The organism is Cobetia sp. 5-25-4-2 (assembly GCF_013374075.1).
GTDB classification, from domain to species: domain Bacteria; phylum Pseudomonadota; class Gammaproteobacteria; order Pseudomonadales; family Halomonadaceae; genus Cobetia; species Cobetia marina.
Genome location: NZ_BLWK01000007.1, coordinates 205,971 through 227,620 on the forward strand (window position 1 = coordinate 205,971; position 21,650 = coordinate 227,620).

15 protein-coding genes are annotated in these 21,650 nt (G+C 62.6%); 9 read left to right on the plus strand and 6 right to left on the minus strand.

Going from position 1 to position 21,650, the window contains the following annotated elements; all coding sequences use genetic code 11:
• Positions 1 to 52 precede the first annotated feature (52 nt).
• Positions 53 to 1,891 (plus strand): RNA polymerase sigma factor RpoD, encoded by a 1,839-nt coding sequence (rpoD, locus tag HXS65_RS14835; protein ID WP_084207866.1) that lies wholly within the window; start codon positions 53 to 55, stop codon positions 1,889 to 1,891.
• Between the two features lie 163 nt (positions 1,892 to 2,054).
• On the opposite strand, the gene HXS65_RS14840 is transcribed toward rpoD, so the two are convergent.
• From HXS65_RS14840 to HXS65_RS14850, 3 genes are all read right to left on the minus strand, one after another.
• Positions 2,055 to 2,381: a S24/S26 family peptidase gene (locus tag HXS65_RS14840; RefSeq protein WP_077378119.1), complete on the minus strand. Its 327-nt coding sequence runs from the start codon at positions 2,379 to 2,381 to the stop codon at positions 2,055 to 2,057.
• A gap of 274 nt (positions 2,382 to 2,655) precedes the next feature.
• Positions 2,656 to 3,390 (minus strand): hypothetical protein, encoded by a 735-nt coding sequence (locus HXS65_RS14845; protein WP_103751455.1) that lies wholly within the window; start codon positions 3,388 to 3,390, stop codon positions 2,656 to 2,658.
• A gap of 147 nt (positions 3,391 to 3,537) precedes the next feature.
• Complete coding sequence (locus tag HXS65_RS14850; protein ID WP_077378122.1) at positions 3,538 to 4,512, minus strand: LysR substrate-binding domain-containing protein; 975 nt, start codon at positions 4,510 to 4,512, stop codon at positions 3,538 to 3,540.
• Between the two features lie 216 nt (positions 4,513 to 4,728).
• On the opposite strand from HXS65_RS14850, the gene HXS65_RS14855 reads away from it, so the two are divergent.
• The 6 genes from HXS65_RS14855 to HXS65_RS14880 all read left to right on the plus strand — a co-directional run bounded on the left by HXS65_RS14855 (position 4,729) and on the right by HXS65_RS14880 (position 11,637).
• On the plus strand, positions 4,729 to 6,111 hold the full coding sequence (locus tag HXS65_RS14855; RefSeq protein ID WP_077378125.1) for an L-serine ammonia-lyase: 1,383 nt from the start codon (positions 4,729 to 4,731) through the stop codon (positions 6,109 to 6,111).
• 478 nt (positions 6,112 to 6,589) lie between these two features.
• Positions 6,590 to 7,423 carry an ABC transporter ATP-binding protein gene (locus tag HXS65_RS14860; protein WP_176494277.1) on the plus strand — a complete coding sequence of 278 codons (834 nt, stop codon included), beginning with the start codon at positions 6,590 to 6,592 and terminating at the stop codon, positions 7,421 to 7,423.
• Positions 7,420 to 8,229 carry an ABC transporter ATP-binding protein gene (locus HXS65_RS14865; RefSeq protein WP_176494278.1) on the plus strand — a complete coding sequence of 270 codons (810 nt, stop codon included), beginning with the start codon at positions 7,420 to 7,422 and terminating at the stop codon, positions 8,227 to 8,229. Before HXS65_RS14860 ends, HXS65_RS14865 begins: the two co-directional genes overlap by 4 nt.
• A 228-nt stretch (positions 8,230 to 8,457) precedes the next feature.
• The gene (locus HXS65_RS14870) at positions 8,458 to 9,639 is read left to right on the plus strand and encodes an ABC transporter substrate-binding protein (RefSeq protein ID WP_176494290.1); all 1,182 of its coding nucleotides are present in this window, start codon (positions 8,458 to 8,460) and stop codon (positions 9,637 to 9,639) included.
• Positions 9,640 to 9,746: 107 nt separating this feature from the next.
• A complete protein-coding gene (locus HXS65_RS14875) occupies positions 9,747 to 10,634 on the plus strand; it encodes a branched-chain amino acid ABC transporter permease (RefSeq protein WP_176494279.1) in 888 nt (295 codons plus the stop codon).
• A 73-nt stretch (positions 10,635 to 10,707) separates the two neighbouring features.
• Positions 10,708 to 11,637 carry a branched-chain amino acid ABC transporter permease gene (locus HXS65_RS14880; RefSeq protein ID WP_218015100.1) on the plus strand — a complete coding sequence of 310 codons (930 nt, stop codon included), beginning with the start codon at positions 10,708 to 10,710 and terminating at the stop codon, positions 11,635 to 11,637.
• A gap of 462 nt (positions 11,638 to 12,099) precedes the next feature.
• Here the strand turns inward: HXS65_RS14880 and nirD are convergent, their stop codons facing one another.
• The 3 genes from nirD to HXS65_RS14895 are packed head-to-tail and all read right to left on the minus strand — an operon-like array spanning position 12,100 to position 16,606.
• The gene (gene nirD, locus HXS65_RS14885; protein WP_077378144.1) at positions 12,100 to 12,546 is read right to left on the minus strand and encodes a nitrite reductase small subunit NirD; all 447 of its coding nucleotides are present in this window, start codon (positions 12,544 to 12,546) and stop codon (positions 12,100 to 12,102) included.
• Positions 12,543 to 15,197, minus strand: a complete 2,655-nt coding sequence (nirB, locus tag HXS65_RS14890; RefSeq protein ID WP_176494281.1) for a nitrite reductase large subunit NirB — start codon at positions 15,195 to 15,197, stop codon at positions 12,543 to 12,545. The genes nirD and nirB overlap by 4 nt, the downstream gene beginning before the upstream one ends.
• Complete coding sequence (locus HXS65_RS14895; protein WP_176494282.1) at positions 15,194 to 16,606, minus strand: NAD(P)/FAD-dependent oxidoreductase; 1,413 nt, start codon at positions 16,604 to 16,606, stop codon at positions 15,194 to 15,196. The genes nirB and HXS65_RS14895 overlap by 4 nt, the downstream gene beginning before the upstream one ends.
• Before the next feature lie 790 nt (positions 16,607 to 17,396).
• On the opposite strand from HXS65_RS14895, the gene HXS65_RS14900 reads away from it, so the two are divergent.
• Together HXS65_RS14900 and cobA are read left to right on the plus strand one after the other, a co-directional pair.
• The gene (locus tag HXS65_RS14900) at positions 17,397 to 20,246 is read left to right on the plus strand and encodes a nitrate reductase (RefSeq protein ID WP_084207874.1); all 2,850 of its coding nucleotides are present in this window, start codon (positions 17,397 to 17,399) and stop codon (positions 20,244 to 20,246) included.
• A complete protein-coding gene (gene cobA / locus HXS65_RS14905; protein ID WP_255304529.1) occupies positions 20,215 to 21,183 on the plus strand; it encodes a uroporphyrinogen-III C-methyltransferase in 969 nt (322 codons plus the stop codon). Before HXS65_RS14900 ends, cobA begins: the two co-directional genes overlap by 32 nt.
• Positions 21,184 to 21,650: the final 467 nt, after the last annotated feature.

Consider the following 21,650-nt stretch of genomic DNA (forward strand, 5'->3'; position numbering starts at 1 on the left):
AGCAGCGTCGCGTCCAGGTGCTTCATTCTTCTTCGTCGAGATTAGGGGTTCTATGGCTGGTAATGCGCAGCAGCAGTCGCGTCTCAAGGAGTTGATCGCGCGCGGCAAGGAACAGGGTTACCTGACCTATGCCGAGGTCAACGATCACCTGCCCGAGGATATCGCTGATCCAGAACAGGTGGAAGACATCATCAGCATGATCAACGATATGGGCATCAAGGTCGCTGAAGAAGCGCCTGATGCCGATACCTTGATGATGTCTGATTCCTCCACTGACGAGTCCGCCGCCGAAGAAGCCGTCGCTGCTCTCGCCGCGGTGGAAAGCGATGTGGGACGCACGACCGACCCGGTCCGCATGTACATGCGTGAAATGGGTACCGTCGAACTCCTGACCCGTGAAGGCGAGATCAAGATCGCCAAGCGGATCGAGGAAGGCACGCGTGAGGTCATGTCGTCTCTGGCCTTCCTGCCGGGAGCGGTCGACTCCATTCTCGAAGCCTACGATGGCACGCTCGGCGAGGACGGCGGACGTCTGTCCGACCTGTTCTCCGGTTTCATCGATCCGGATGAAGGCGTACCGGGTGTCGCTGAAGTCGAGGTCGAGGAAGTTGAGGAAGTCGAGGAAGGCGAGGAGTCTGAAGGCGAGGACGACGACGAGGACGACTCCGCTTCCGAGGGTGGTCCGGATCCTGAGCTTGCACGCGTGCGCTTCGAACAGATTCGCGAGCAGAATGATCTGACCAAGGCCGCCATCGAGAAGTACGGTTCAGGTTCTCCTGAGGCCAAGGCCGAGCAGGAGCGTCTTGCCGAGCTGTTCTCGCCGATCAAGCTGGTGCCCAAGCACTTCGAGCGCCTGGTCGGTCAGGTTCGCGTGTCCGTCGAGCAGGTGCGCGAGCAGGAAAAGGTCATCCTGCAGATCTTCGTCAAGCGCGGCAAGGTGCCTCGCAAGAGCTTCATCAAGGCATTCCCGGGCCACGAGTCCGACATGGACTGGTTCGACGGCTTCATCGGCGGCAGCAAGAAGTACGCCGACAAGCTCGAGCCGTTCCGTGCCGACGTGCTGCGTGCCCAGCGCAAGATCGCCTTCGAGCAGGACATGGTCCAGCTGCCGGTCAGCGAGCTCAAGGAAGTCAATCGTCGCCTGTCGATCGGTGAAGCCAAGGCGCGGCGTGCCAAGAAGGAAATGGTCGAGGCCAACCTGCGTCTGGTCATCTCCATCGCCAAGAAGTACACCAATCGTGGCCTGCAGTTCCTGGATCTTATCCAGGAAGGCAACATCGGCCTGATGAAGGCCGTGGACAAGTTCGAGTACCGTCGTGGTTACAAGTTCTCGACCTACGCCACCTGGTGGATCCGTCAGGCGATCACGCGCTCCATCGCGGATCAGGCGCGCACCATCCGTATTCCGGTGCACATGATCGAGACCATCAACAAGCTGAACCGTGTCTCGCGTCAGATGCTGCAGGAAATGGGTCGCGAGCCGACGCCGGAAGAACTGGGTGAACGCCTCGAGATGCCGGAAGACAAGGTGCGTCGCGTGCTCAAGATCGCCAAGGAGCCCATCTCCATGGAGACGCCGATCGGTGACGACGATGATTCGCACCTGGGTGACTTCATCGAGGACGGCACCATGGTCTCGCCGATCGACTCCGCCACCGGCGAAGGTCTGATCGAAGCGACCCGCGGCATCCTGTCCGGCCTGACCGCACGTGAAGCCAAGGTGCTGCGCATGCGTTTCGGTATCGACATGAACACCGACCACACCCTCGAGGAAGTCGGCAAGCAGTTCGATGTCACCCGTGAGCGTATCCGTCAGATCGAGGCCAAGGCGCTGCGCAAGCTGCGTCACCCGTCACGCTCCGAGTCACTGCGTTCCTTCATGGAAGAGTGATCTGAAGCGTTCGGAGCCACGGTTCAGCCGCTGGTCCCGCTGACAGCACAACGCCCGCCCCCATGCGAATGGGAGGCGGGCGTTGTCGTTTCTGGACGGCGAGTGAGTGGCGTGGATATCAGGCGGACATGATCGTCTTGCGATGCGCTGAGTGGTGGTGCCGTCAGGCTCCATGCCCCAGCTGATGCGAGGATGAGGTCGCGGCCACGCTGAAGATGACGCGTCCCTTGACGCACTGGCGGGACACCGGGCCCATCTGCTCACTGCTCAAGCCATCGGGGTGCTCTCCGTACAGCCAGAGGCGGCCGTGGTGATCGATGCGATCTACATGCTTGATCAGCCGTCCCAGCGTCGGGTGTTCCACCACGATGGTGGTACCCGGTGCCAGGGGCCAGTGTCCAGGCCAGCGCATGCTGATGACCAGACTGTGCTGCGGGAGGCGGGGGGCAAGACTATGACCGTGCAGGCGGTAGCTGTTGAACCAGCGCATGTGAGGCTCCTTGAAGGTGAGGGCATGACACGGTCGGGGTCTTGTCGGTGTCTTTCCTGAGCAGTGGTGATAGTTGTAGGGTATCCACTGCTTGGTAAAATATAATCATTCTCATTTGATGTCCAGGCATTCTCATCCCCGGACGAAGGGATGGTGCCGGGCAAGGGCCGAAAAAAAGCCGCGGCTCGTGGTGAGCAGCGGCTTCTTCGGTATCACGAACGTGCGGGATTCTCGGGGTTCCAGCGGCGCTGGAGAGGGACTCAAGCGATGTGCGTCAGAGTGCGGCGTCGAGTTCGCGCAGTCGGGCACGGCGCTGGCGACCCATGCGAATGGCCAGCAGCACGATTTCGGCCACGGCGATCGCCATCAAGGTGTAGCCGAACAGTTCGGTGACTTCCTCGGCAGCATTCTTGACCGAGCGCAGGTAGGCGCTGCCCATCAGGGTTTCCCAGAACTCCGAGCGACCATAGAGGCGCGAGAAGACATAGGTGGCCAGGAAGCCGGCGCCAAACAATCCGAAGGCGAAGCTGCGACCGAAGTGTTCGAACTCGGCCACGAAGCGGGTGCGATGGCGCCATACGCCGATGATGACCGGAATCGCGACCACGCTGACCAGGATCTGCCAGCTGCCATCACCGAGCATGCCATCGAGCATGGCGTCCTGTTCACGGATCAATGACGCTGCGAACAGGCCGAACAGCAGCAGGCTGACGGTGCGCAGATCCGGCAGGCGTGAATGTACCAGCCACATGGTGGCGGCACTCAGCGCCAGCAGGGTGCTCTGCATGTGTTCCGTCCAGCTGGCTTCGCTGAAGCCGACATCGCCGAAGTGATGGGCATCATGCATTACCAGCGACATCATCGCTGCCACCACGGGGGCATAGATGGCCAGGCGCAGGCAGGCCTGCATGAACAGCGAGGTCGGCTTGCGACCATAAAGAGGCTGTTCGGCGCTGATGGGCAGCGGGACGGTATGGTGGTGTCGTGTCTGTGAGGTCAGGCGAGACAAGGGACTCTCCGGACAGTCCATGGACTGCCTGTCAGGGTGAGGGTGTCGTTTGCCTGCTCATTATAACGATGCAAAGGTGGCGGGTTAATATTGCCTTAAGAAAACTGTGAGGTGCCATTTGAGCATCGATGTCGCGTCATCAATCACTCATCCCTGTCTCAGGCGGTCGCGCTCGGCCTCTTCGACGATCCAGTCATGCACGGCCTGGATACGGCCATCGTCCAGAGTGCCGTGGGGATGGACGATGACGTAACGCTTGCCGGTCAGCACGCGCTCCGCGAACGGGGCAATCAGGATGCCGCTGTTCAGTTCATGGGTGATCAGGGTGCGTCTTGCCATGGCGACGCCCATGCCGGCGATGGCCGCTTCCATCGAGAGATGATTGCGATTGAAGGTATAGCCACGCTGAACGTTGACCTCCGGTGCGCCGATGCTCGCCAGGTAGAATTCCCATTCGGCATGGTCGTGGCTGCCGCGCCACGCAGTGACGTCATGCAGGAGGGGGTACCAGGCGAGATCCTGAGCATTGCGCAGTGGGGGGCGGCCGCGCATCAGGCCGGGGTGGCAGACGGGGAAGATCTCTTCTTCCATCAGCTCCGTGACCTGCATGCCGGGGTAGTGGCCATCGTTGAGGTCGACCGCCAGCTCGAAATCCCCCTCGCGCAAGGGTGAGTCACTGTCCTCGGCACGTACGTGCAGCTCGATGTCCGGGAAGCGTGCCTGCAGGCGGGGCAGGCGTGGTGCCAGCCATTTCGAGAGGAAAGACGGCACCGAGCGCAAGCGCAGCACGCCGCTCATCAGGCCGCTGCGCAGCCGCTTGACCTCCAGCCCCACTGCGCCGTAGGACTGCTCCACCACGCGTGCCAGACGCGCACCTTCCCCCGTCAGTTCCAGCCCGCGTGAACGGCGTAGAAACAGCTTGAAGCCCAGCCGCTCCTCCAGCTGCTTGATCTGCTGGCTGACTGCACCGGTGGTGACATGCAGTTCCTCGGCGGCACGCGTGAAGGAAGCGTGGCGCGCCGCACAGGCGAATACCTGAAGCCAGGCGTGGGTCTGGCCATTGAGATGGCGTGGGCTGATGGGGTGAGGCGTGGCGAGTGGCGAGTCGGAGGGCTTGGGCATGCTGGAACTCGTGCTGGCAAGAAACGACAGATGGATGCTGACTGAACAGGGGTGACGCTTATGACACAGTCTACGCCGTTTTTGTCTCGTATAGTTTAGTAAAACTAAAGCCATGGGCAATTTTTATGGTTTGTGACTGTGGTGCCCCTCCCTCATCATGGCGTCATTCACTCGCACGGCCACTGGCTCGGCGGGAACTCGAGATGAGGTGTCGTCATGTCCATCAGCGTATTTGATCTCTTCAAGGTCGGTGTCGGTCCGTCCAGCTCGCATACCGTCGGCCCGATGCGCGCTGCCGCACAATTCGTGGAAACGCTGCGCGCAAGGGATCTGCTCGAGCGTGTGGCGCGCATCGAGGTGCAGTTGCATGGCTCGCTGTCCGCGACCGGTGTCGGGCATGGCACCGACAAGGCTGCCATCCTCGGGTTGATGGGCGAGCTGCCCGAGACCATCGACCCGACCATCATCGAGCCCTGCGTCGAGGAGCTGCTGGAATCCCAGACGCTGCTGCTCGACAACCGCATCGCGGTGCCCTTCGTGTGGGTGCGCGACATGCAGTGGCACGACGAGCCCTTGCCCTATCACCCGAATGCCATGCGTCTGGTGGCGCATGGCTACCGTGAGGAGCTGTACCGCAATGTCTACTACTCGGTAGGCGGCGGCTTCGTGGTCGATGAGGTGGAAGCGGCGCGTGATCCGTTGCTGGAAGACGAAACCCTGCGCCTTCCCTATGAGTTCAATACCGCCAATGAGCTGCTGGCGCTGTGTCGCATGCACAAGATGCGCATCAGTGAGCTGATGATGGCCAATGAGTGCTCGTTGCGCAGCGAAGCTCAGGTGCGTCGCGGTCTGTGGCGCATCTGGGAGGTGATGAACGAATGCATCGACAACGGCCTCAGCCATGAGGGCATTCTGCCCGGCGGGCTCAACGTCAAGCGGCGTGCCAAGCGGCTGCACGCGCGCCTTCTGGATGTGGAGTCCAGCAAGTCGATCATCACCTCGACCTTCTCGGCGATGGATTGGGTCAACCTGTTCGCGCTGGCGGTCAATGAAGAGAATGCCGCTGGTGGGCGCATGGTCACCGCGCCGACCAATGGCGCGGCGGGCATCATTCCGGCGGTGCTCAGCTATTACATGAAATTCCAGGAGGATGCGCGCGAGGAGGATGTGGTCGACTTCCTGCTCACGGCGGCCTCGGTGGGCATCCTGTGCAAGAAGAACGCGTCCATCTCCGGGGCGGAAGTCGGCTGTCAGGGCGAGGTGGGCTCCGCCTGCGCGATGGCGGCGGCCGGCCTTGCCGAGCTGATGGGCGCGACGCCGGAGCAGGTCGAGAACGCCGCGGAAATCGGTCTCGAGCACAACCTGGGGCTGACCTGTGACCCGATTGGCGGCCTGGTGCAGATTCCCTGCATCGAGCGCAATGCGATTGCCTCGGTCAAGGCGATCAACGCCGCCCAGATGGCGATGTGTGGCGATGGGGATCATTTCGTCTCGCTGGACAAGGCGATCCGCACCATGCGCGACACCGGCCGCGACATGCAGGACAAGTACAAGGAAACCTCCAAGGGCGGGCTCGCCGTCAACGCCATCGAGTGCTGATGCGGCTCCCTGTTCCGACGCTCTCTTTTCTCTTCTGAAGTCTTGCCATCTTCGGAGGCTAACGCATGGTCTCCGGCCAGAGATCATGTGCTCGGCAACCCTCATTGACGCCTCTCGGCACGGATTTCCGTGACCGGGATGGCGTCTTTTTTGTGCGTCTCTTTCACCGACCGTCACCACCCGACGCCTGATATCTGGCAAGGAATCGTCCCCTTGCGCGTGCCCTGGCGGCAATCACCTGCCGCTGGCATCGCCATGCCCGATATTTCGCGCCTGTCGATGATCAAGCAGAAACTGATATATCGGCTATTGGTCGAGTGACGTGGGATGAGGCTGGCAGCGTGAGTGGCAGTGTTCTAGTTTACGTTAACGTTAATTGCGCTGAGTGCAACGCCCCTGTCGGGCGGCGCCAGCGCCTCTTCACTCAGCCTTGTCGCACAGACACTGCCGGCTTGCCGGACAGGGACGGAGACCCGACATGCCATCACCTCCCATTCAGGGACCGCGCGCCAGTGGAGGTGCCTCTGCCACGGCGCCCATTCTCGAGACACGTGGCCTGAGCAAGGATTTTCGTGGTTTCACCGCCGTCGATGATGTCGATCTGCAGATTCAGGAAGGCCACATCCATGCGCTCATCGGACCGAATGGCGCAGGCAAGACCACGGTCTTCAACCTGCTGACCCGGTTCCTGCCCGCGACCCGTGGCGAGATTCTCTATCGTGGCAAGTCGATCACCCGCATGCGCTCGCATGAGATCGCGCGTCTCGGGCTGGTGCGTTCCTTCCAGATATCCGCGGTCTTCGCGCAGATGACGGTGCTCGAGAATGTGCGGGTGGCACTGCAGCGCTCACAGGGCACCTCGTTTCACTTCTGGAAGTCCGAGCGCAGCCTCGACAGCCTCAATGAGCAGGCGCTGCATCTGCTGGAAGAGGTGGGGCTGCGCGAGGACGCCAACCGAGTGACGGCCAGTCTGCCCTATGGCCGCAAGCGTGCGCTGGAGCTCGCCACCACGCTGGCACTGGAGCCGACGGTGATGCTGCTGGATGAGCCGACCCAGGGCATGGGCGCCGAGGATGTAGACCGTGTGGTCGAGCTGATTCGCGTCGCGGCACGTGGGCGCACGGTGCTGATGGTCGAGCACAACCTGAGCGTGGTCAGTCGTCTGTGTGACCGCATCAGTGTGCTGGCGCGCGGACGCGTGCTGGCGGAAGGCGACTACGCCAGCGTATCGGCCGACCCCGAGGTGCGCGAGGCGTATCTGGGCAGCGAGGTGACCGATGTCACAGCGGATCAGCACGAGGAAGTTTCATGACCCAGATCCTGGAAAGCCCGGCCAAGCGTCAGACCCCTGCGAGTGACTCCGCCACGCCGCAAGAGCAGCTCTGCCTGCGCGAGCTGAACGCCTGGTATGGCGAGTCCCATGTGCTGCATGGCGTCAACATGACGGTGCGGCGCGGCGAGCTGGTGACCTTGCTGGGTCGCAATGGTGCCGGCCGCAGCAGCACGCTGCGCGCGATCATGAACATGGTCGGCCGGCGCAGTGGCGGGATCTTTCTCAAGGGTCGCGACACCATGAAGCTGGCACCGCATCACATTGCCCATCTCGGTGTGGGCTACTGCCCCGAGGAGCGTGGCATCTTCTCGAGTCTGAGCGTCGAGGAAAACCTGCTGTTGCCACCGATGGTCAAGGGCGCAGGGCATGGCCAGAGCCAGCGTCAGGGTCAGGGTCAGAATCAGAATCAGGGCATGTCGCTGGATGAGCTCTACGCGCTGTTTCCCAATCTGCATGAGCGGCGCAACAGCCAGGGCACTCGCCTCTCCGGTGGCGAGCAGCAGATGCTGGCGCTGGCGCGCATCCTGAGAACCGGGGCCGACCTGCTGTTGCTGGATGAGATCACCGAGGGCCTCGCGCCGGTCATCAATCAGAAGCTGGGGGAGGTGCTGATGCTGCTGAAGGCGCGCGGCATGACCATCGTGCTGGTCGAGCAGAACTTCCGCTTTGCCGCACCGCTGGCCGACCGCCATTACCTGATGGAGCACGGCACCATTCTTGAGGAGATCACCGCCGCTGAACTGCCGGCACGCCACGAATATCTGCACAAGGTACTGGGGGTCTGAACTCCCGGTCGGGGTGAGCTGCACCGCGCTTGCCGCCATGCACCGCCGTTGCATTCGCCAATCTGAAGTCCGTACGTCTCACCACAACAATCACAATATTGCCGGGTAAACCGGTCTGGAGATGTCATGCACGCCACCGTTTCATCCAACGCCACCCCTGTCGCATCACCGTTGTCACGCCGCATCACGGCGGCCACACGCCGGCGCCTGTGGCCGCTGTCCGCGCTCATGATGGGGTCACTGCTGTCGGCGGGAATCGCGCAGGCCGATATCAGTGACGGCGTGATCAAGATCGGCTATCTGGCCGACATGTCGGGTACCTATCGTGACCTGGCAGGCCCGGGCGGCCTGGATGCGCTCAAGATGGCGGTCGAGGACTTCGGCGGCAGCGTCAACGGCATGCCGATCGAGGTATTGAGTGCCGATGACCGCAACAGCGCCGATGTCGGTGCCAATACGGTGCGCGGCTGGATCGATCAGCAGAATGTCGACATGGTCGCAGGCCTGGTGGCCTCATCGGTGAGCATCGCGGTGACGCGGATTCTCGCCGAACAGGACACGCTGGGAATCGTCTCCGGCTCGGCGGCCTCCAGCATCACCAATGAGCATTGCACGCCCAATCATGTCCACTGGGTGTATGACACTTATCCGCTGGCGCATGGCACGGCCAAGGCCATCGTCGATGAAGGCGGCGACAGCTGGTTCCTGCTGACTGCGGATTATGCCTTCGGTCATGCCCTGGAAGGGGATGTGGAAAAGGTGGTGAACGAGAACGGCGGGAGCATCGTCGGCAAGGTGCGTCATCCGTTCCCGACCAGTGATTTCTCCTCCTACATCCTGCAGGCGCAGGGTTCCGGCGCCAAGATCGTCGGGCTGGCCAACGCCGGGGCGGACACCGTCAATGCGTTGACCACGGCGAGTCAGTTCGGCGTGGTGCAGTCGGGGCAGTCGCTGGCGGGGCTGTTGATCTTCCTCAACGACGTGCACGCGCTGGGGCTTGAGGTCGCGCAGGGGCTGCAGCTCACCACCGGCTGGTACTGGGACCTCAATGACGAGACGCGTGCCTGGTCCCAGCGCTATCACGAGCGCAATGCGCGCATGCCGACCATGGTCCAGGCCGGCATCTACTCAAGCACCCTGCATTACCTGAATGCGGTGGCAGCCACCGGCAGTGATGACACCGCCACCGTGCGGGCGAAGATGGGCGAGACGCCGGTCAATGACATGTTCGCCAACAACGGCACCATCCGTGCCGATGGGCGCATGGTGCACGACATGTACCTGGTCAAGGTCAAGGCGCCCTCCGAATCCCGAGGCGAGTGGGATGTCTATGACGTGATCCGCACCATTCCCGGCGCTGAGGCCTACCGACCGCTGGCGGACAGCCAGTGCGAGTTGGTCAAGGGCTGAAGGCGAACGTCAGTCGAGTCGCTGAGACGTATGGCATGGCGCTGCTGATCACGGGATCGGCAGCGCCGAACGGCTGACGCAAGTGGGCGCTGAAAAGGACTGAGCGGATGACGATGATTCTTGGAATACCCCTGATGGTACTGTTCGGCCAGCTGATGCTGGGGCTGATCAATGGTGCCTTCTATGCATTGCTGAGTCTGGGGCTGGCGGTGATCTTCGGTCTGTTGCGCATCATCAACTTCGCGCATGGTGCCCAGTACATGCTGGGGGCCTTCGCGGCGCTGCTGGGGGCGCAGTATCTGGGGCTCAATTACTGGGCGGCGCTGATCGTGGTGCCGCTGGTGGTGGGGGCGCTGGGCATTCTTGTCGAGCGCTTCCTGCTGCGCCGCATCCAGCATCTTGATCACCTCTATGGCCTGCTGCTGACCTTCGGGCTGGCGCTGATCCTCGAGGGCACGCTGGTGAATCTGTTCGGTGTCTCGGGGTCGAGCTACCCGATTCCCGAGGCGCTGAGTGGCGGCTTCAAGCTGAGCTTCATGTTCCTGCCCACCTATCGCGCCTGGGTGCTGGTGGCGGCACTGGTGGTCTGCTTCGGAGTCTGGTTCCTGATCGAGCGCACGCGTCTCGGTGCCTATCTGCGCGCGGGGACCGAGAATCCTGAGCTGGTGCAGGCCTTCGGCATCAATGTGCCCTTGATGGTGTCACTGACCTACGGACTGGGCGTGGCGCTGGCCGCCTTCGCCGGCGTGCTGGCCGCGCCCTTGTATCCTGTCTCGCCGACCATGGGCTCGAGCTTGCTGATCGTGGTGTTCGCGGTGGTGGTCATCGGCGGAATGGGCTCGATTCTCGGTGCCATCCTCACCGGGCTCGCGATGGGGCTGATCGAGGGGCTGACCAAGGTGTTCTATCCCGAGGCCGCCAATACCGTGATCTTCGTGGTGATGGTGATGGTCTTGATGCTTCGCCCCGCCGGGCTGTTCGGAAAGGAGGCCTGACATGGCCGTACTGCAACAGGACCACCAGGCCGTGCGTGCAGGCAGCGCGCCGCGCAGAATCACCCCGCTGGGCATGCTGTATCTCGTGCTGTTCCTGCTCGGGTTGCTGGCGCCCTGGGTCGCCTATCCCGTCTTTCTGATGAAGATTCTGTGCTTCGCGCTGTTCGCGAGCGCCTTCAATCTGCTGCTCGGCTTCGTGGGGCTGCTGTCCTTCGGGCATGCCGCCTTCCTGGCCACGGGCGCCTACATCACCGGCTTCTTGCTCGCGGAGTATCCGGGCCTGAGCCCCGCGCTGGGCATCGTGGCCGGCACCTTGGGGGCCGTGGTGCTCGGCACGCTGTTCGGCGCGCTGGCCATCCGGCGGCAGGGCATCTACTTCGCGATGATCACGCTGGCCCTGGCACAGATGATGTTCTTCTTCTTCATCCAGGCGCCGTTCACCCATGGGGAAGATGGTTTGCATGGTGTGCCGCGCGGTGAGCTGTTCGGCGTGTTCGATCTGGCGGACAACCACACGCTCTATTACGTCGTGTTCGCGATCTTCGTGGCGGCCTTTGCCCTGATCCGCCGTGTGGTGCATTCCCCCTTCGGTCAGGTGCTGAAGGCGATTCGCGAGAACGAGCCGCGTGCCATCTCGCTGGGCTATCACACCGATGCCTACAAGCTGGTCGCCTTCGTGCTGTCGGCGGGGCTGGCGGGCCTTGCGGGAGCGACCAAGACGCTGGTGTTCCAGCTCGCCTCGCTGGGCGATGCCAGCTGGCACATGTCGGGGGAGGTGATCCTGATGACACTGCTGGGCGGCGTCGGCACGCTGCTCGGGCCACTGGTGGGTTCCGGGCTGGTCATCGGGCTGCAGCATCAGCTGGCGCAGTCCGCGCTGGGGGATTGGGTCAGCGTGATACTGGGCGCCATCTTCGTGGTCTGCGTGCTCAGCTTCCGCAGCGGCATCATCGGTGAATGCCAACGCTGGATCGCGCGTCATCAGCAGCGGGAAGAAAAATGAGCGGCGAGGGTAGGGATGAGAAGCATGGTCAGCAAGAAGGTGCGGGTGGCGCGTACTGCTCTTAAGCAAAGAAAATCAATGGCTTGCCGATGACTTCAGGCATAAAAAAAGTCCACCCAAGTGGGTGGACTTAAATGCCATTGTATATCGAGGGGGATACGCCGGTCCCGGATCCTCGACTCAGCAATGAGCACGCCATGCGAGATAGCCGCCATTTGCCATCTCGCTTTATAGATTGCATACCTGGTGCCAGCTTTCTAGCAAGTCATTCAAAATCAATAGCTTGAGTGTTTTCTCTTCGCCAGATGCCTGCCAGTTGGCGGTCAGGCGAGTCGAGGCGTGCGCATTGCCGGGCGGATCATGGTGCGTTGCAGCATGGTTGTGCACCAAATATGTGCCATTTTTCGAGCATATCCGTACGTCATCAATAGCTTATGTGCTTTTCAGGCATCGGCCTGTCCGCTAACACTGTATCTGCACGGCATCCCCCTCGAGGCGAACCGGCCACACCTGAAGCGAGAGCGTCTCGTCATCCAGGCATTGGCCATCCTTGAGTCGATAGCGCTGCTTGTAGAGCGGCGAGATCACCAGTGGCTCACCGGCATGATCGCCCAGCAGACCGCGGGCGATCACGTTGGCGCCGGATACCGGATCATGATGGTCGATGGCGAACAGCGTGAGGGCGTCGCTGTCCGCGCTGGAGGGTAGCGTGAACAGCGCGATCTGGAAGTCCTGGCCGGCCTGTTCCAGCCAGGCGGCCACCCCGGAGCCCGGCACCAGGTCCCCGCGCTGACAGAGTGTCACCCAGCGAAGTGGCGACTCCTCCTTGGTTGAGGTGTCAGGTGCCGTGTCCTGTGCCGTGTGGCACGCTGTGGAGAGCGGTGTGGAAGCGAGTGCAGGCGATGTCATGAGCGCACCTCCGTGGCCAGGTTGGCCGTCAGTTCTGTTGCCAGGCTGATGCCTGAGTCCGTTCCCTCATCGAGAGAGCCGCCGTCACTGGTGATCAGCTCGCCGCGGCTTGCCGGGCGTATCTGGTCACGCTCGATGATGTTGACCACGGCCGGGTCGGGTCGCTGGTCATTCACGTAGTGGCGGAAGCGCTTGAGCTTCTCGGGACTCTTGAGGGCATTGGCCCATTCGCACTCGTAGCGGTCCACCACCTGTTGCATCTGCTCCTCGAGGGTCTCGCCAAGCCCCAGACTGTCCTCGAGAATCACCTCCTTCAGATAGTCGAGCCCGCCTTCGAGGCCCTCGCGCCAGACAGAGGTGCGCTGCAGGCGATCGGCGGTGCGAATGTAGAACATCAGGAAGCGGTCGATGGTGCGGATCAGTGTCTCGTCATCCAGATCGGTCGCGAACAGCTCCGCGTGACGCGGGCGCATGCCGCCGTTGCCGCAGACGTAGAGGTTCCAGCCGTTCTCGGTGGCGATCACGCCGACATCCTTGCTCTGGGCCTCGGCGCATTCGCGGGTACAGCCGGAGACGGCGAACTTGAGCTTGTGCGGTGAACGCAGGCCCTTGTAGCGGTCTTCCAGCGTCAGCGCCATCTCCATGCTGTCCTGCACGCCATAGCGACACCAGGTGCTGCCGATGCAGGATTTCACCGTACGGGTGGACTTGCCGTAGGCGTGGCCGGTCTCGAAGCCGGCGGCGATCAATTCACCCCAGATATCCGGCAGTTCATGCAGCTGGGCGCCGAAGAGGTCAATGCGTTGCCCGCCGGTGATCTTGGTATAGAGGTTGTAGCGCTTGCCGATCTCGCCGATGGCGATCAGCTTGTCCGGCGTGATCTCGCCGCCGGGAATGCGTGGCACCACGGAGTAGGTGCCGTTCTTCTGCATGTTGGCCATGAAGGTGTCATTGGTGTCCTGCAGCGGAATGTGCGAGGCCTCGGTGATCGGCGCATTCCAGCACGAGGCCAGAATCGAGCCCACCGCGGGCTTGCAGACCTCGCAGCCCAGGGCATCGGGATGGCGACCGTGGCTGGCCATCAGCTCGGCGAAGGTCTGGATGCCTTCGACGCGCACCAGCGAGTAGAGCTCCTGACGGGTATGCGCGAAGTGCTCGCACAGCGAGCGATCGACCTCGACGCCACGACTTTCCAGCTCGGCATCCACCACCTTCTTGAGCAGCGCCGCACAGCCCCCGCAGCCGGTACTGGCCTTGGTGCAGGCCTTGATGGCGCCCAGATCGCTGTTGCCGGCGTCGATGGCGCTGCACACATCTCCCTTGGAAACGTTGTGGCAGGAGCACAGGGTGGCGCTGTCAGGCAGGGCATCCGCGCCCAGGGTGATGGACTCGCCACTGGCATCCGGCAGGATGAGTGCCGCCGGGTCCTTGGGCGCCGCGATGCCATTGGTGACGTACTGCAGCAGGGTGTCGTAGCGCGAGTTGTCACCGATCAGCACCGCGCCCAGTACCTGCTTGCGATCCTGTGAGACGACAAGGCGTCGATAGACACCTTCGGCTTCATCGCAGTAACGATAGCTGATCGCGCCTTCGCTCTTGCCGTGGGCGTCACCGATGGAGCCGACATCCACCCCCAGCAGCTTGAGCTTGGTGGACATGTCGGCGCCCTGGAAGCGGAAGCGCTCCTGCGCATCGCTTGTGGCATCGCCTGTGCTGGCGGCCAGCAGGGACGCCACGCCGCGTGCCATCTGATAGCCGGGCGCGACCAGCCCGAAGATGCGCGATTGCCACAGGGCGCACTCGCCGATGGCAAAGATTTCCGGGTCCGAGGTGCGGCATTCGTCATCGATGATGATGCCGCCGCGCTCGCCGATCTCGAGGCTGGCGCTGCGTGCCAGTGCATCCTGAGGACGGATGCCGGCGGAAAACACGATCAGATCCGCTTCCAGATGCACACCGTCAGCGAAGTTCATCCGCCACTGGTACTCCTCGCCGGGCACGATGTCGGTGGTGGCGCGATTGAGGTGCACTCCCACGCCCAGCGCAGTGATGTGTTGCTTGAGTGCCAGGCCGCCATCCTCATCCAGCTGCACCGGCATCAGGCGCGGCGCGAATTCGACCACATGCGCCTCCAGGCCGAGTGACTTGAGGGCGTTGGCGGCCTCAAGTCCCAGCAGGCCGCCACCGACCACCACGCCACGCGTCTTGCCGTCGGCAGCGGCGCGTATCTGGTCGAGGTCTTCCAGGGTGCGGTAGACCAGCCGATTGCTGGCGGCAGCCTCGCTGCCTGGCTCGCCAAGGCCCTGGATGGGCGGCACGAAAGGCGTGGAGCCGGTGGCCAGCACCAGGCTGTCGTAGGGATAGCGCCCTTGGGGAGTGATGACATGGCCGCCGTCGCGATCGATCGCCGTGACGCACTCGTCGAGGTGCAGCGTGATGCCGGCGCTGGCGTAATCCTCCACGCTGCCGAGCGCGAGAGATTCGGCATCGCGTCCGGTGAAGTACTCCGAGAGATGTACGCGGTCGTAGGCGATGTGGCGCTCTTCGCCGAAGACATGAATCTGGTAGTGCGCGGTGGCGCCCAGCGCGATCAGTTGCTCGACGCAATGATGGCCTACCATGCCATTGCCGATGATGATCAGGTGTTTCATGCGGCCTCCTCGAAGGTGTCAGGGGTGGTGTCGCGATCAGGATGTTGAGATGCAGTGTTCTGGTGGGTCGCTCTGCCGCCGGGGTCATTCGGTGGGCCAGAGGGTGTCTCGTCCAGTTGTGCCAGCGCTTGTGCGGGCATGAGCAGCAGGTCGTCACGAATCGCTGTCAGTGGCGTGCCTGCCTTGAGGGCTTCGAACAGCGCGTTGCCGGCACTGACATCGCCGTAGAGCACCACGCCGACCAGACGCTCATCGCGCAGCAGCAGTCGGCGGTAGTCACCCAGGGCGTGGTCCTGATAGACCAGCACCTCGTCAGTGGGATGTGGCATCAGCTCGCCGCAGCTGTAGAGGTCGATACCGCTGACCTTGAGGCGGGTCGCCAAGGGGGCATTGCGATAGGGCGGAGTAGCTTGCTCAAGAAGATGGCGTGCGAGCACCTCGATCTGCGCCCAGATGGGCTCGATCAGGCCGAAGGTCTCGCCCTCCACCTCACAGCATTCGCCCAGCGCGTGAATGTGCGGATCGCTCGTGAGCAGGTGGCCATCGACCTGGACAGCGCGCTGGCAGGCCAGGCCGGCAGCACGCGCAAGCGTGATCTCGGGGCGGATGCCAGTGGCGGCGATGGTCAGTCCGGCGTGCAGTTCACGGCCATCCTTGAGACGCACGCCAGTGATGCGGCCCTCCGGCGTCTCGAGCCATTGCTCAAGATGCGCGTCGGTGATGATCTCGAGACCGCGCTCGCTCAGCTCCTGCTCCAGCAAGCCAGCGGCCACGTCATCCAGCTGACGGTTCATCAGGCGCTCGCTGCGCTGTAGTAGCGTCACCTCAAGGCCACCCTTGCGCAGGCCCTCGGCGGCTTCGAGCCCCAGCAGGCCGCCGCCGATCACCAGGGCATTGCCGTCGTGACCGGCTCTGGTGCGACAGGCGGCCTGCATCTGCTCGACATCCCTGAGGTCACGAAAGCCCATCAGTCCCGGTGGCCAGTCGTTGGCATCGAGTGCCTGAGGCAGGTGAGCGGGGAGCGGCAGTGGCAGCGCCGGGCGTGACCCCGTGGCGATCACCAGACGCTGATAGGGAATGCGGCGACCGCTGGCGGTCTCGACACAGCGGGCGGCGCGGTCGGTCTGACAGGCGGGATCACCGCTGATCCGTGTGATGCCATGCAGCGAGAACCAGTCGGCCTGCTGGCTGATCAGGTCATCGGCTTGCGTCTCGCCCGCCAATAGTGGGGAGAGCTGAATGCGGTTGTAGGGCAGGTGAGGCTCTTCACCGATCACCGTGACTGCCCAGGGGAGCTGGCGATCAGGTGACAGCGCGACCAGTTGCTCCAGCAGCTTCTGCGCCGCCATGCCATGACCGATGATGATCAGGGACGGGGTCGTGTCGCCGGTGGAAGATGACGGATGCATGCTGCCTCCTTGCGTTGGGATATCGAGTGCAAAAAAAAGCGCCTGCTTGCCGCCGTGAAGTTCACGACGTCAAGCAGGCGCCTTTGCCTGGAAGATGAGGGCTAAGCATTGGATAGCGAGTTGCAGTGCTGCGCGACGATACGGCTGTCACTCGGGACTGCGGCAGGTCTGACGGACCGTTGGCTGCCGTGCATCCACATGGATGCGCGGCGAGACCTGCGATTCGGGGTCGTCATTGACCCAACCTGTCAGGAATACAGCGAATTTGGTGCCGCCTGACGAAAAACCACCAACTTTCATTGGTTTGTGAGTATTTCGATGTCGAGGGTCAGGTGTTTTCGAGTGGCTGGAGGCGCCATGGGAGTCGCCTGTCGTGAGGGAATGGTGCAGGAAGTCTCAAGGATGCACAGGGCTGGTGCGACAAGGCGGAGTGAGCGGCAGGGTCTTGCGGCTTCTGTCGACAGACTGGTGAGACTGAATGGTGCAAGTTGCTGTTATCAAAGAGAAAGAGAAATGATTGGTCTGGTATCTGCCTCTTTTACCGTATTCATGTGCAGACATGACTGAGGGATCCATGTTCGCGTCAGCAATGACGTCGGGCATTACATCCGGCCAATGGCGGCTTGATCAGTCAGTCCGCGCGATGACCCGAACCGGGTCAGATACCTAGTCAGTGAACAGATATCAGCAACAGGCAAAGGCGCCTGATGACCGCACGCTTCGTGCTCGGTCGTCAGGCGCCTTTTTCGTGGTCAACGTTCTGTGCTCAATGCACCAGGGAGTGATGTCGATGCAAGTCAGGAATCCCCCAGACGCCCCGCAACCTGCTAGATGTCGTGCCACTACCACCTGCCCGTATTGCGGTGTCGGATGTGGTGTGGCGGTCGAGCTTGAGCAGGACCAGGACAGTGTGCGCATCGTGTCGTTGAGTGGTGATGTCGCGCATCCGGCCAATCATGGCCGGCTCTGCGTCAAGGGCTCCGCGCTTGCCGAGACGCTGTCGGCCGATGGGCGTCTGACGATGCCGCAGGTGCGTGATGAGGCCGGGGTATTGCGAGAGGTGAGCTGGGAGACGGCGCTGGACCTGATCGCCGCACGCTTTGCTGATTTGAGCAGGACGCATGGCGGAGAAAGCATCGCCGCCTATCTCTCGGGGCAGCTGCTGACCGAGGACTATTACGTCGCCAACAAGCTGTTCAAGGGCTTCATCGGTACTCCTCATCTGGATACCAATTCGCGACTGTGCATGGCCTCGGCCGTCGTGGCTCACAAGCGTGCCTTCGGAGCGGACGCCGTGCCCTGCAGTTACGAGGACCTCGAGCGTGCCGAGCTGGTCGTGCTGGTCGGCAGCAATCTGGCCTGGAACCATCCGGTGCTGTTTCAGCGGCTCAAGCAGGCGCGTATCGACAATCCATTGCTGCGAATCGTGGTGATCGACCCCCGGGTGACCGACAGCTGCGAGATCGCCGATCTCTATCTTGGCCTGCGTCCCGGCAGTGATGCGCGTCTCTTCAATGGTCTGCTGGCCTACATGGCAGATCGCGGACGCCTGGATCGCCTCTATCTGAAGGCGCACACCCAGGGCTTCGATGCGGCGCTCAAGGCGGCAAGGCGGGAAGACTGTTCGCTGGCGGCAATCGCGCGTGACTGTGATGTCGATGTGGAGCGTCTCGAGACTTTCTATTACTGGTTCGCGACCCAGTTGCATGTGGTGACGCTGTTCTCCCAGGGTGTGAACCAATCGACCAGCGGTACCGACAAGGGCAATGCGATCATCAATTGCCATCTGGCCGGGGGCAAGCTCGGGCTGCCGGGGGCGGGACCGTTCTCGATCACCGGACAGCCCAACGCGATGGGCGGCCGGGAAGTCGGTGGACTGGCCAATCAGCTGGCGGCACACATGGACTACGAGACGCCGGGCGCGCGGGAGCTGGTCGGTGAATTCTGGAACGCCCCGAATATCCCTCAGGGGCCGGGGCACAAGGCGGTCGAACTGTTCGCGGCGATCGAGCGTGGAGAGATACAGGCGCTATGGATCATGGCGACCAATCCGGCGGTCAGTCTGCCGGACAGTACGCGCGTACGTGCGGCGCTGGCGGCCTGTCCGCTGGTGATCGTCTCCGAGTGCATGGCGGACAGCGACACCCTGGCGTATGCCGATGTGGTGTTGCCGGCCAGCAGCTGGAGCGAGAAGGATGGCACCGTCACCAATTCCGAGCGCTGCATCTCGCGTCAGCGTGGGTTGCTCGCACCGCCGGGCGAGGCACGTCACGACTGGTGGCAGCTGGCGGAGGTCGGCAAGCGTATGGGGTACCAGGCGGCATTTGGCTACTCGGGGCCCCACGCGATCTTCCGTGAGCACGCCAGGTTGTCCGGCTTCCGCAACGTCGCGCCACGTCACAAGGCGGGCAGCAAGCCTCTGGCGGCTTCCTCGATCAGGCGGCTGTTCAACATCGCGCCGCTGGCCGAGCTGGATCGCGAGGGCTATGACGCGCTCAGACCGATTCAATGGCCGGTACGGCGTGGTGAGAAGGGGGAGCTCATCGGCACATTGCGGCTGTTCGAGGATGCCACCTTCAATACGCCCAATGGTCGCGCGCGGCTGGTGCCCGTGACCCCGCAATTGCCGCATCAGGCGCTGAGTGATGCGACACCGCTGCGCCTCAATACCGGTCGCATTCGTGATCAGTGGCACACCATGACACGGACTGCACGCAGCGCGCGCCTGATGAATCATCGCGCCGAACCCTTCGTGGAGCTTCACCCGCAGGATGCCGCGGCTCGCGGCCTGCAGGACGGGGCTCTGGCGCAGCTTGCAGGGCGTGATGAGCAGGGGAGCGTGCGTGGCGACTATCGTGCGCGTGTGCGTATCAGTCATGGCCAGCGTCAGGGTGAGGTGTTCATCCCCATGCACTGGAATGATCACTTCGCCAGTCACGGGCGCGCCGGGGCGTTGCTGGCCGGCCTGGTCGATCCTCTCTCCGGTCAGCCGGAATCCAAGCATGGCGCGGTCGATGTCATGCCATTGCCCTGTGAATGGCAGGCCACCTTGCTGATCGCCCCTGGCGTATGGGGTGGGCATGAAGATCTTGCAGGCGCGATGACAGAGCTCGAGGGATGCTATTGGGCGCGCATCCCGCAGGCGACATTGGTGCGCTGTCAGCTGGCAGGAGAAGGGCAGCCGGATTGGGCGCTCTGGTGTGAAAGGCATCTGAGTGTTCAGGCGGGGCTCTGGGCACAGGATGTGGCACAGGGAGGCATCAGTGCCGCAGGTTTTCGTGAGGGACGGCTGATCTGGTGGTTGAGGGTCACCGCTGGCGCGGCACGCTCCGACCGACAGCCCAACATTGCCTGGCTGGGGGAATGTTTCGCCTCTGACCAGCTTTCTGCACTTGAGCGTCGCAGTCTCCTCGCCGGACGCCTCTCTGGTCAGGCGGATGTCGGGACGATGGTATGCGCCTGCCATCAGGTCGGCGAACTCACGATTCGGCAGGCCATCCAGTCGGGTGACCGTTGCGTGGAAGCATTGGGGGCGCGATTGGCCTGCGGCACTCGCTGTGGCTCCTGCCTGCCTGAACTCAAACGTCTTGTGGAAGAGGAGCGATCCGATGAGCGGACTGATTCGTTGGAAATGGCGTGACCTGATGGCGTCGAGCATCAATTCAGCAACCCTCGGTATCTCCATGGCACGGCTGACGGAAGGCTTGCTGTCGCGTCGCGAGTGGCGTGCCATTGGCGGACAGGCACGATCACGGGCTGATGCCGGGGCCATCACGCCTGCCTGGCACGGGCTTCTTCCGGGACAGGTCGCGTTGGTCGGAGCCGGGCCGGGGGATCCGGATCTGATGACGCTCAAGGCCTGGAGAATGCTCAATGCAGCGGATGCTGTGGTCTATGATCGCCTGGTCGGTGACGAGATTCTGGCTCAGCTCCCGATGCACTGTGAGCGCTATTACGTCGGCAAGGCCTGCGGCAATCACAGCGTACCCCAGGACGAGATCGGCGCGCTGATGGTGCGTCTAGCCAAGGAGGGCATGCGTGTGGTCAGGCTCAAGGGCGGGGATCCCGGTATCTTCGGGCGCATGGGAGAAGAGCTGGCGGCACTTGATGAGGCTGGCATCACCCGTCATGTCGTTCCTGGCATCACCGCGGCCGCCGGTGCGGCAGCTTCGCTGGGCATGCCGCTCACCGACAGGGCTCATGCTCAGCGGCTGCGATTCGTGACCGCCCAGCTGTGCAGTCGGAATGACCAGCCCGAATGGCAGCAGCTGGCACGCCGGGATGAAACGTTGCTCTTCTATATGGGGCTGAATCGCCTCGACACCATCTGTGATGAGCTGCAGCGCCATGGTCTGCCGTCAGACTGGCCGATGATGCTGGTGGCCAATGCGAGCCTCCCCGAGCAGCAGGCCTTGCACGGCACCCTGGGTGACATGGTGGCTCGTCTGGCAGAACGCCCGCTGCCGACACCCTGCCTGATCATCGTGGGCAGCGTATGCGAGATGGCAGCGGGGCGAGACCTCGTGATGGCTGCGGCCATGGCACATTCCTCAGAGCGCGAAGCGCGTGTCGCCTGACAAGATCAGCCGCGCCGAGGCGGCTGCAAGGTGGCCAGTCTTGTCACGGGGTCAGAAGGGGAGTCGTCCTGGAGGGCATGTGGATGAATCTTTTATCCACAGGGCCTTGAAATCAGGCCGGTGAATGCGTAAAGTACGCATCCGCTGCCGGCGACGCATGGCGTTACCAGCGGTGAAAGAGGTTTGCAGGTGATTGTTTTATTTGATGTTTGTGAAGTCCGCTTCCAAATCATCGATTGACAATCCCGGGCGATTCGCTAGAATACGCCGCACTCCTTACGGAACAGGTGATCGGGCAACGCTCCTCACCGCTGGATGATGCTTAGAGGCAGTCGATTGACTCATCATCAAGTGCTTGACTTCTCAAGCGTTCCGGATAGAATATGCCTCCTCGCTTAACAGCGACGCTCTTTAAAAATTTGATCAGGTAATTCGTGTGAGCGCTTGCCGATGAGTGGTGACAAGGT

Bases quoted from the DNA above. Each gene is read 5' to 3' on its own strand.
- HXS65_RS14850 (WP_077378122.1), bottom strand. From the start codon at position 4,512: ATGCCCAAGCCCTCCGACTCGCCACTCGCCACGCCTCACCCCATCAGC.
- HXS65_RS14860 (WP_176494277.1), top strand. From the start codon at position 6,590: ATGCCATCACCTCCCATTCAGGGACCGCGCGCCAGTGGAGGTGCCTCT.
- HXS65_RS14880 (WP_218015100.1), top strand. From the start codon at position 10,708: ATGCTGTATCTCGTGCTGTTCCTGCTCGGGTTGCTGGCGCCCTGGGTC.
- HXS65_RS14895 (WP_176494282.1), bottom strand. From the start codon at position 16,606: ATGCATCCGTCATCTTCCACCGGCGACACGACCCCGTCCCTGATCATC.
- nirB (WP_176494281.1), bottom strand. From the start codon at position 15,197: ATGAAACACCTGATCATCATCGGCAATGGCATGGTAGGCCATCATTGC.
- HXS65_RS14900 (WP_084207874.1), top strand. From the start codon at position 17,397: ATGCAAGTCAGGAATCCCCCAGACGCCCCGCAACCTGCTAGATGTCGT.
- HXS65_RS14875 (WP_176494279.1), top strand. From the start codon at position 9,747: ATGACGATGATTCTTGGAATACCCCTGATGGTACTGTTCGGCCAGCTG.
- nirD (WP_077378144.1), bottom strand. From the start codon at position 12,546: ATGACATCGCCTGCACTCGCTTCCACACCGCTCTCCACAGCGTGCCAC.
- cobA (WP_255304529.1), top strand. From the start codon at position 20,215: ATGAGCGGACTGATTCGTTGGAAATGGCGTGACCTGATGGCGTCGAGC.
- HXS65_RS14870 (WP_176494290.1), top strand. From the start codon at position 8,458: ATGATGGGGTCACTGCTGTCGGCGGGAATCGCGCAGGCCGATATCAGT.
- HXS65_RS14855 (WP_077378125.1), top strand. From the start codon at position 4,729: ATGTCCATCAGCGTATTTGATCTCTTCAAGGTCGGTGTCGGTCCGTCC.
- HXS65_RS14865 (WP_176494278.1), top strand. From the start codon at position 7,420: ATGACCCAGATCCTGGAAAGCCCGGCCAAGCGTCAGACCCCTGCGAGT.
- rpoD (WP_084207866.1), top strand. From the start codon at position 53: ATGGCTGGTAATGCGCAGCAGCAGTCGCGTCTCAAGGAGTTGATCGCG.
- HXS65_RS14840 (WP_077378119.1), bottom strand. From the start codon at position 2,381: ATGCGCTGGTTCAACAGCTACCGCCTGCACGGTCATAGTCTTGCCCCC.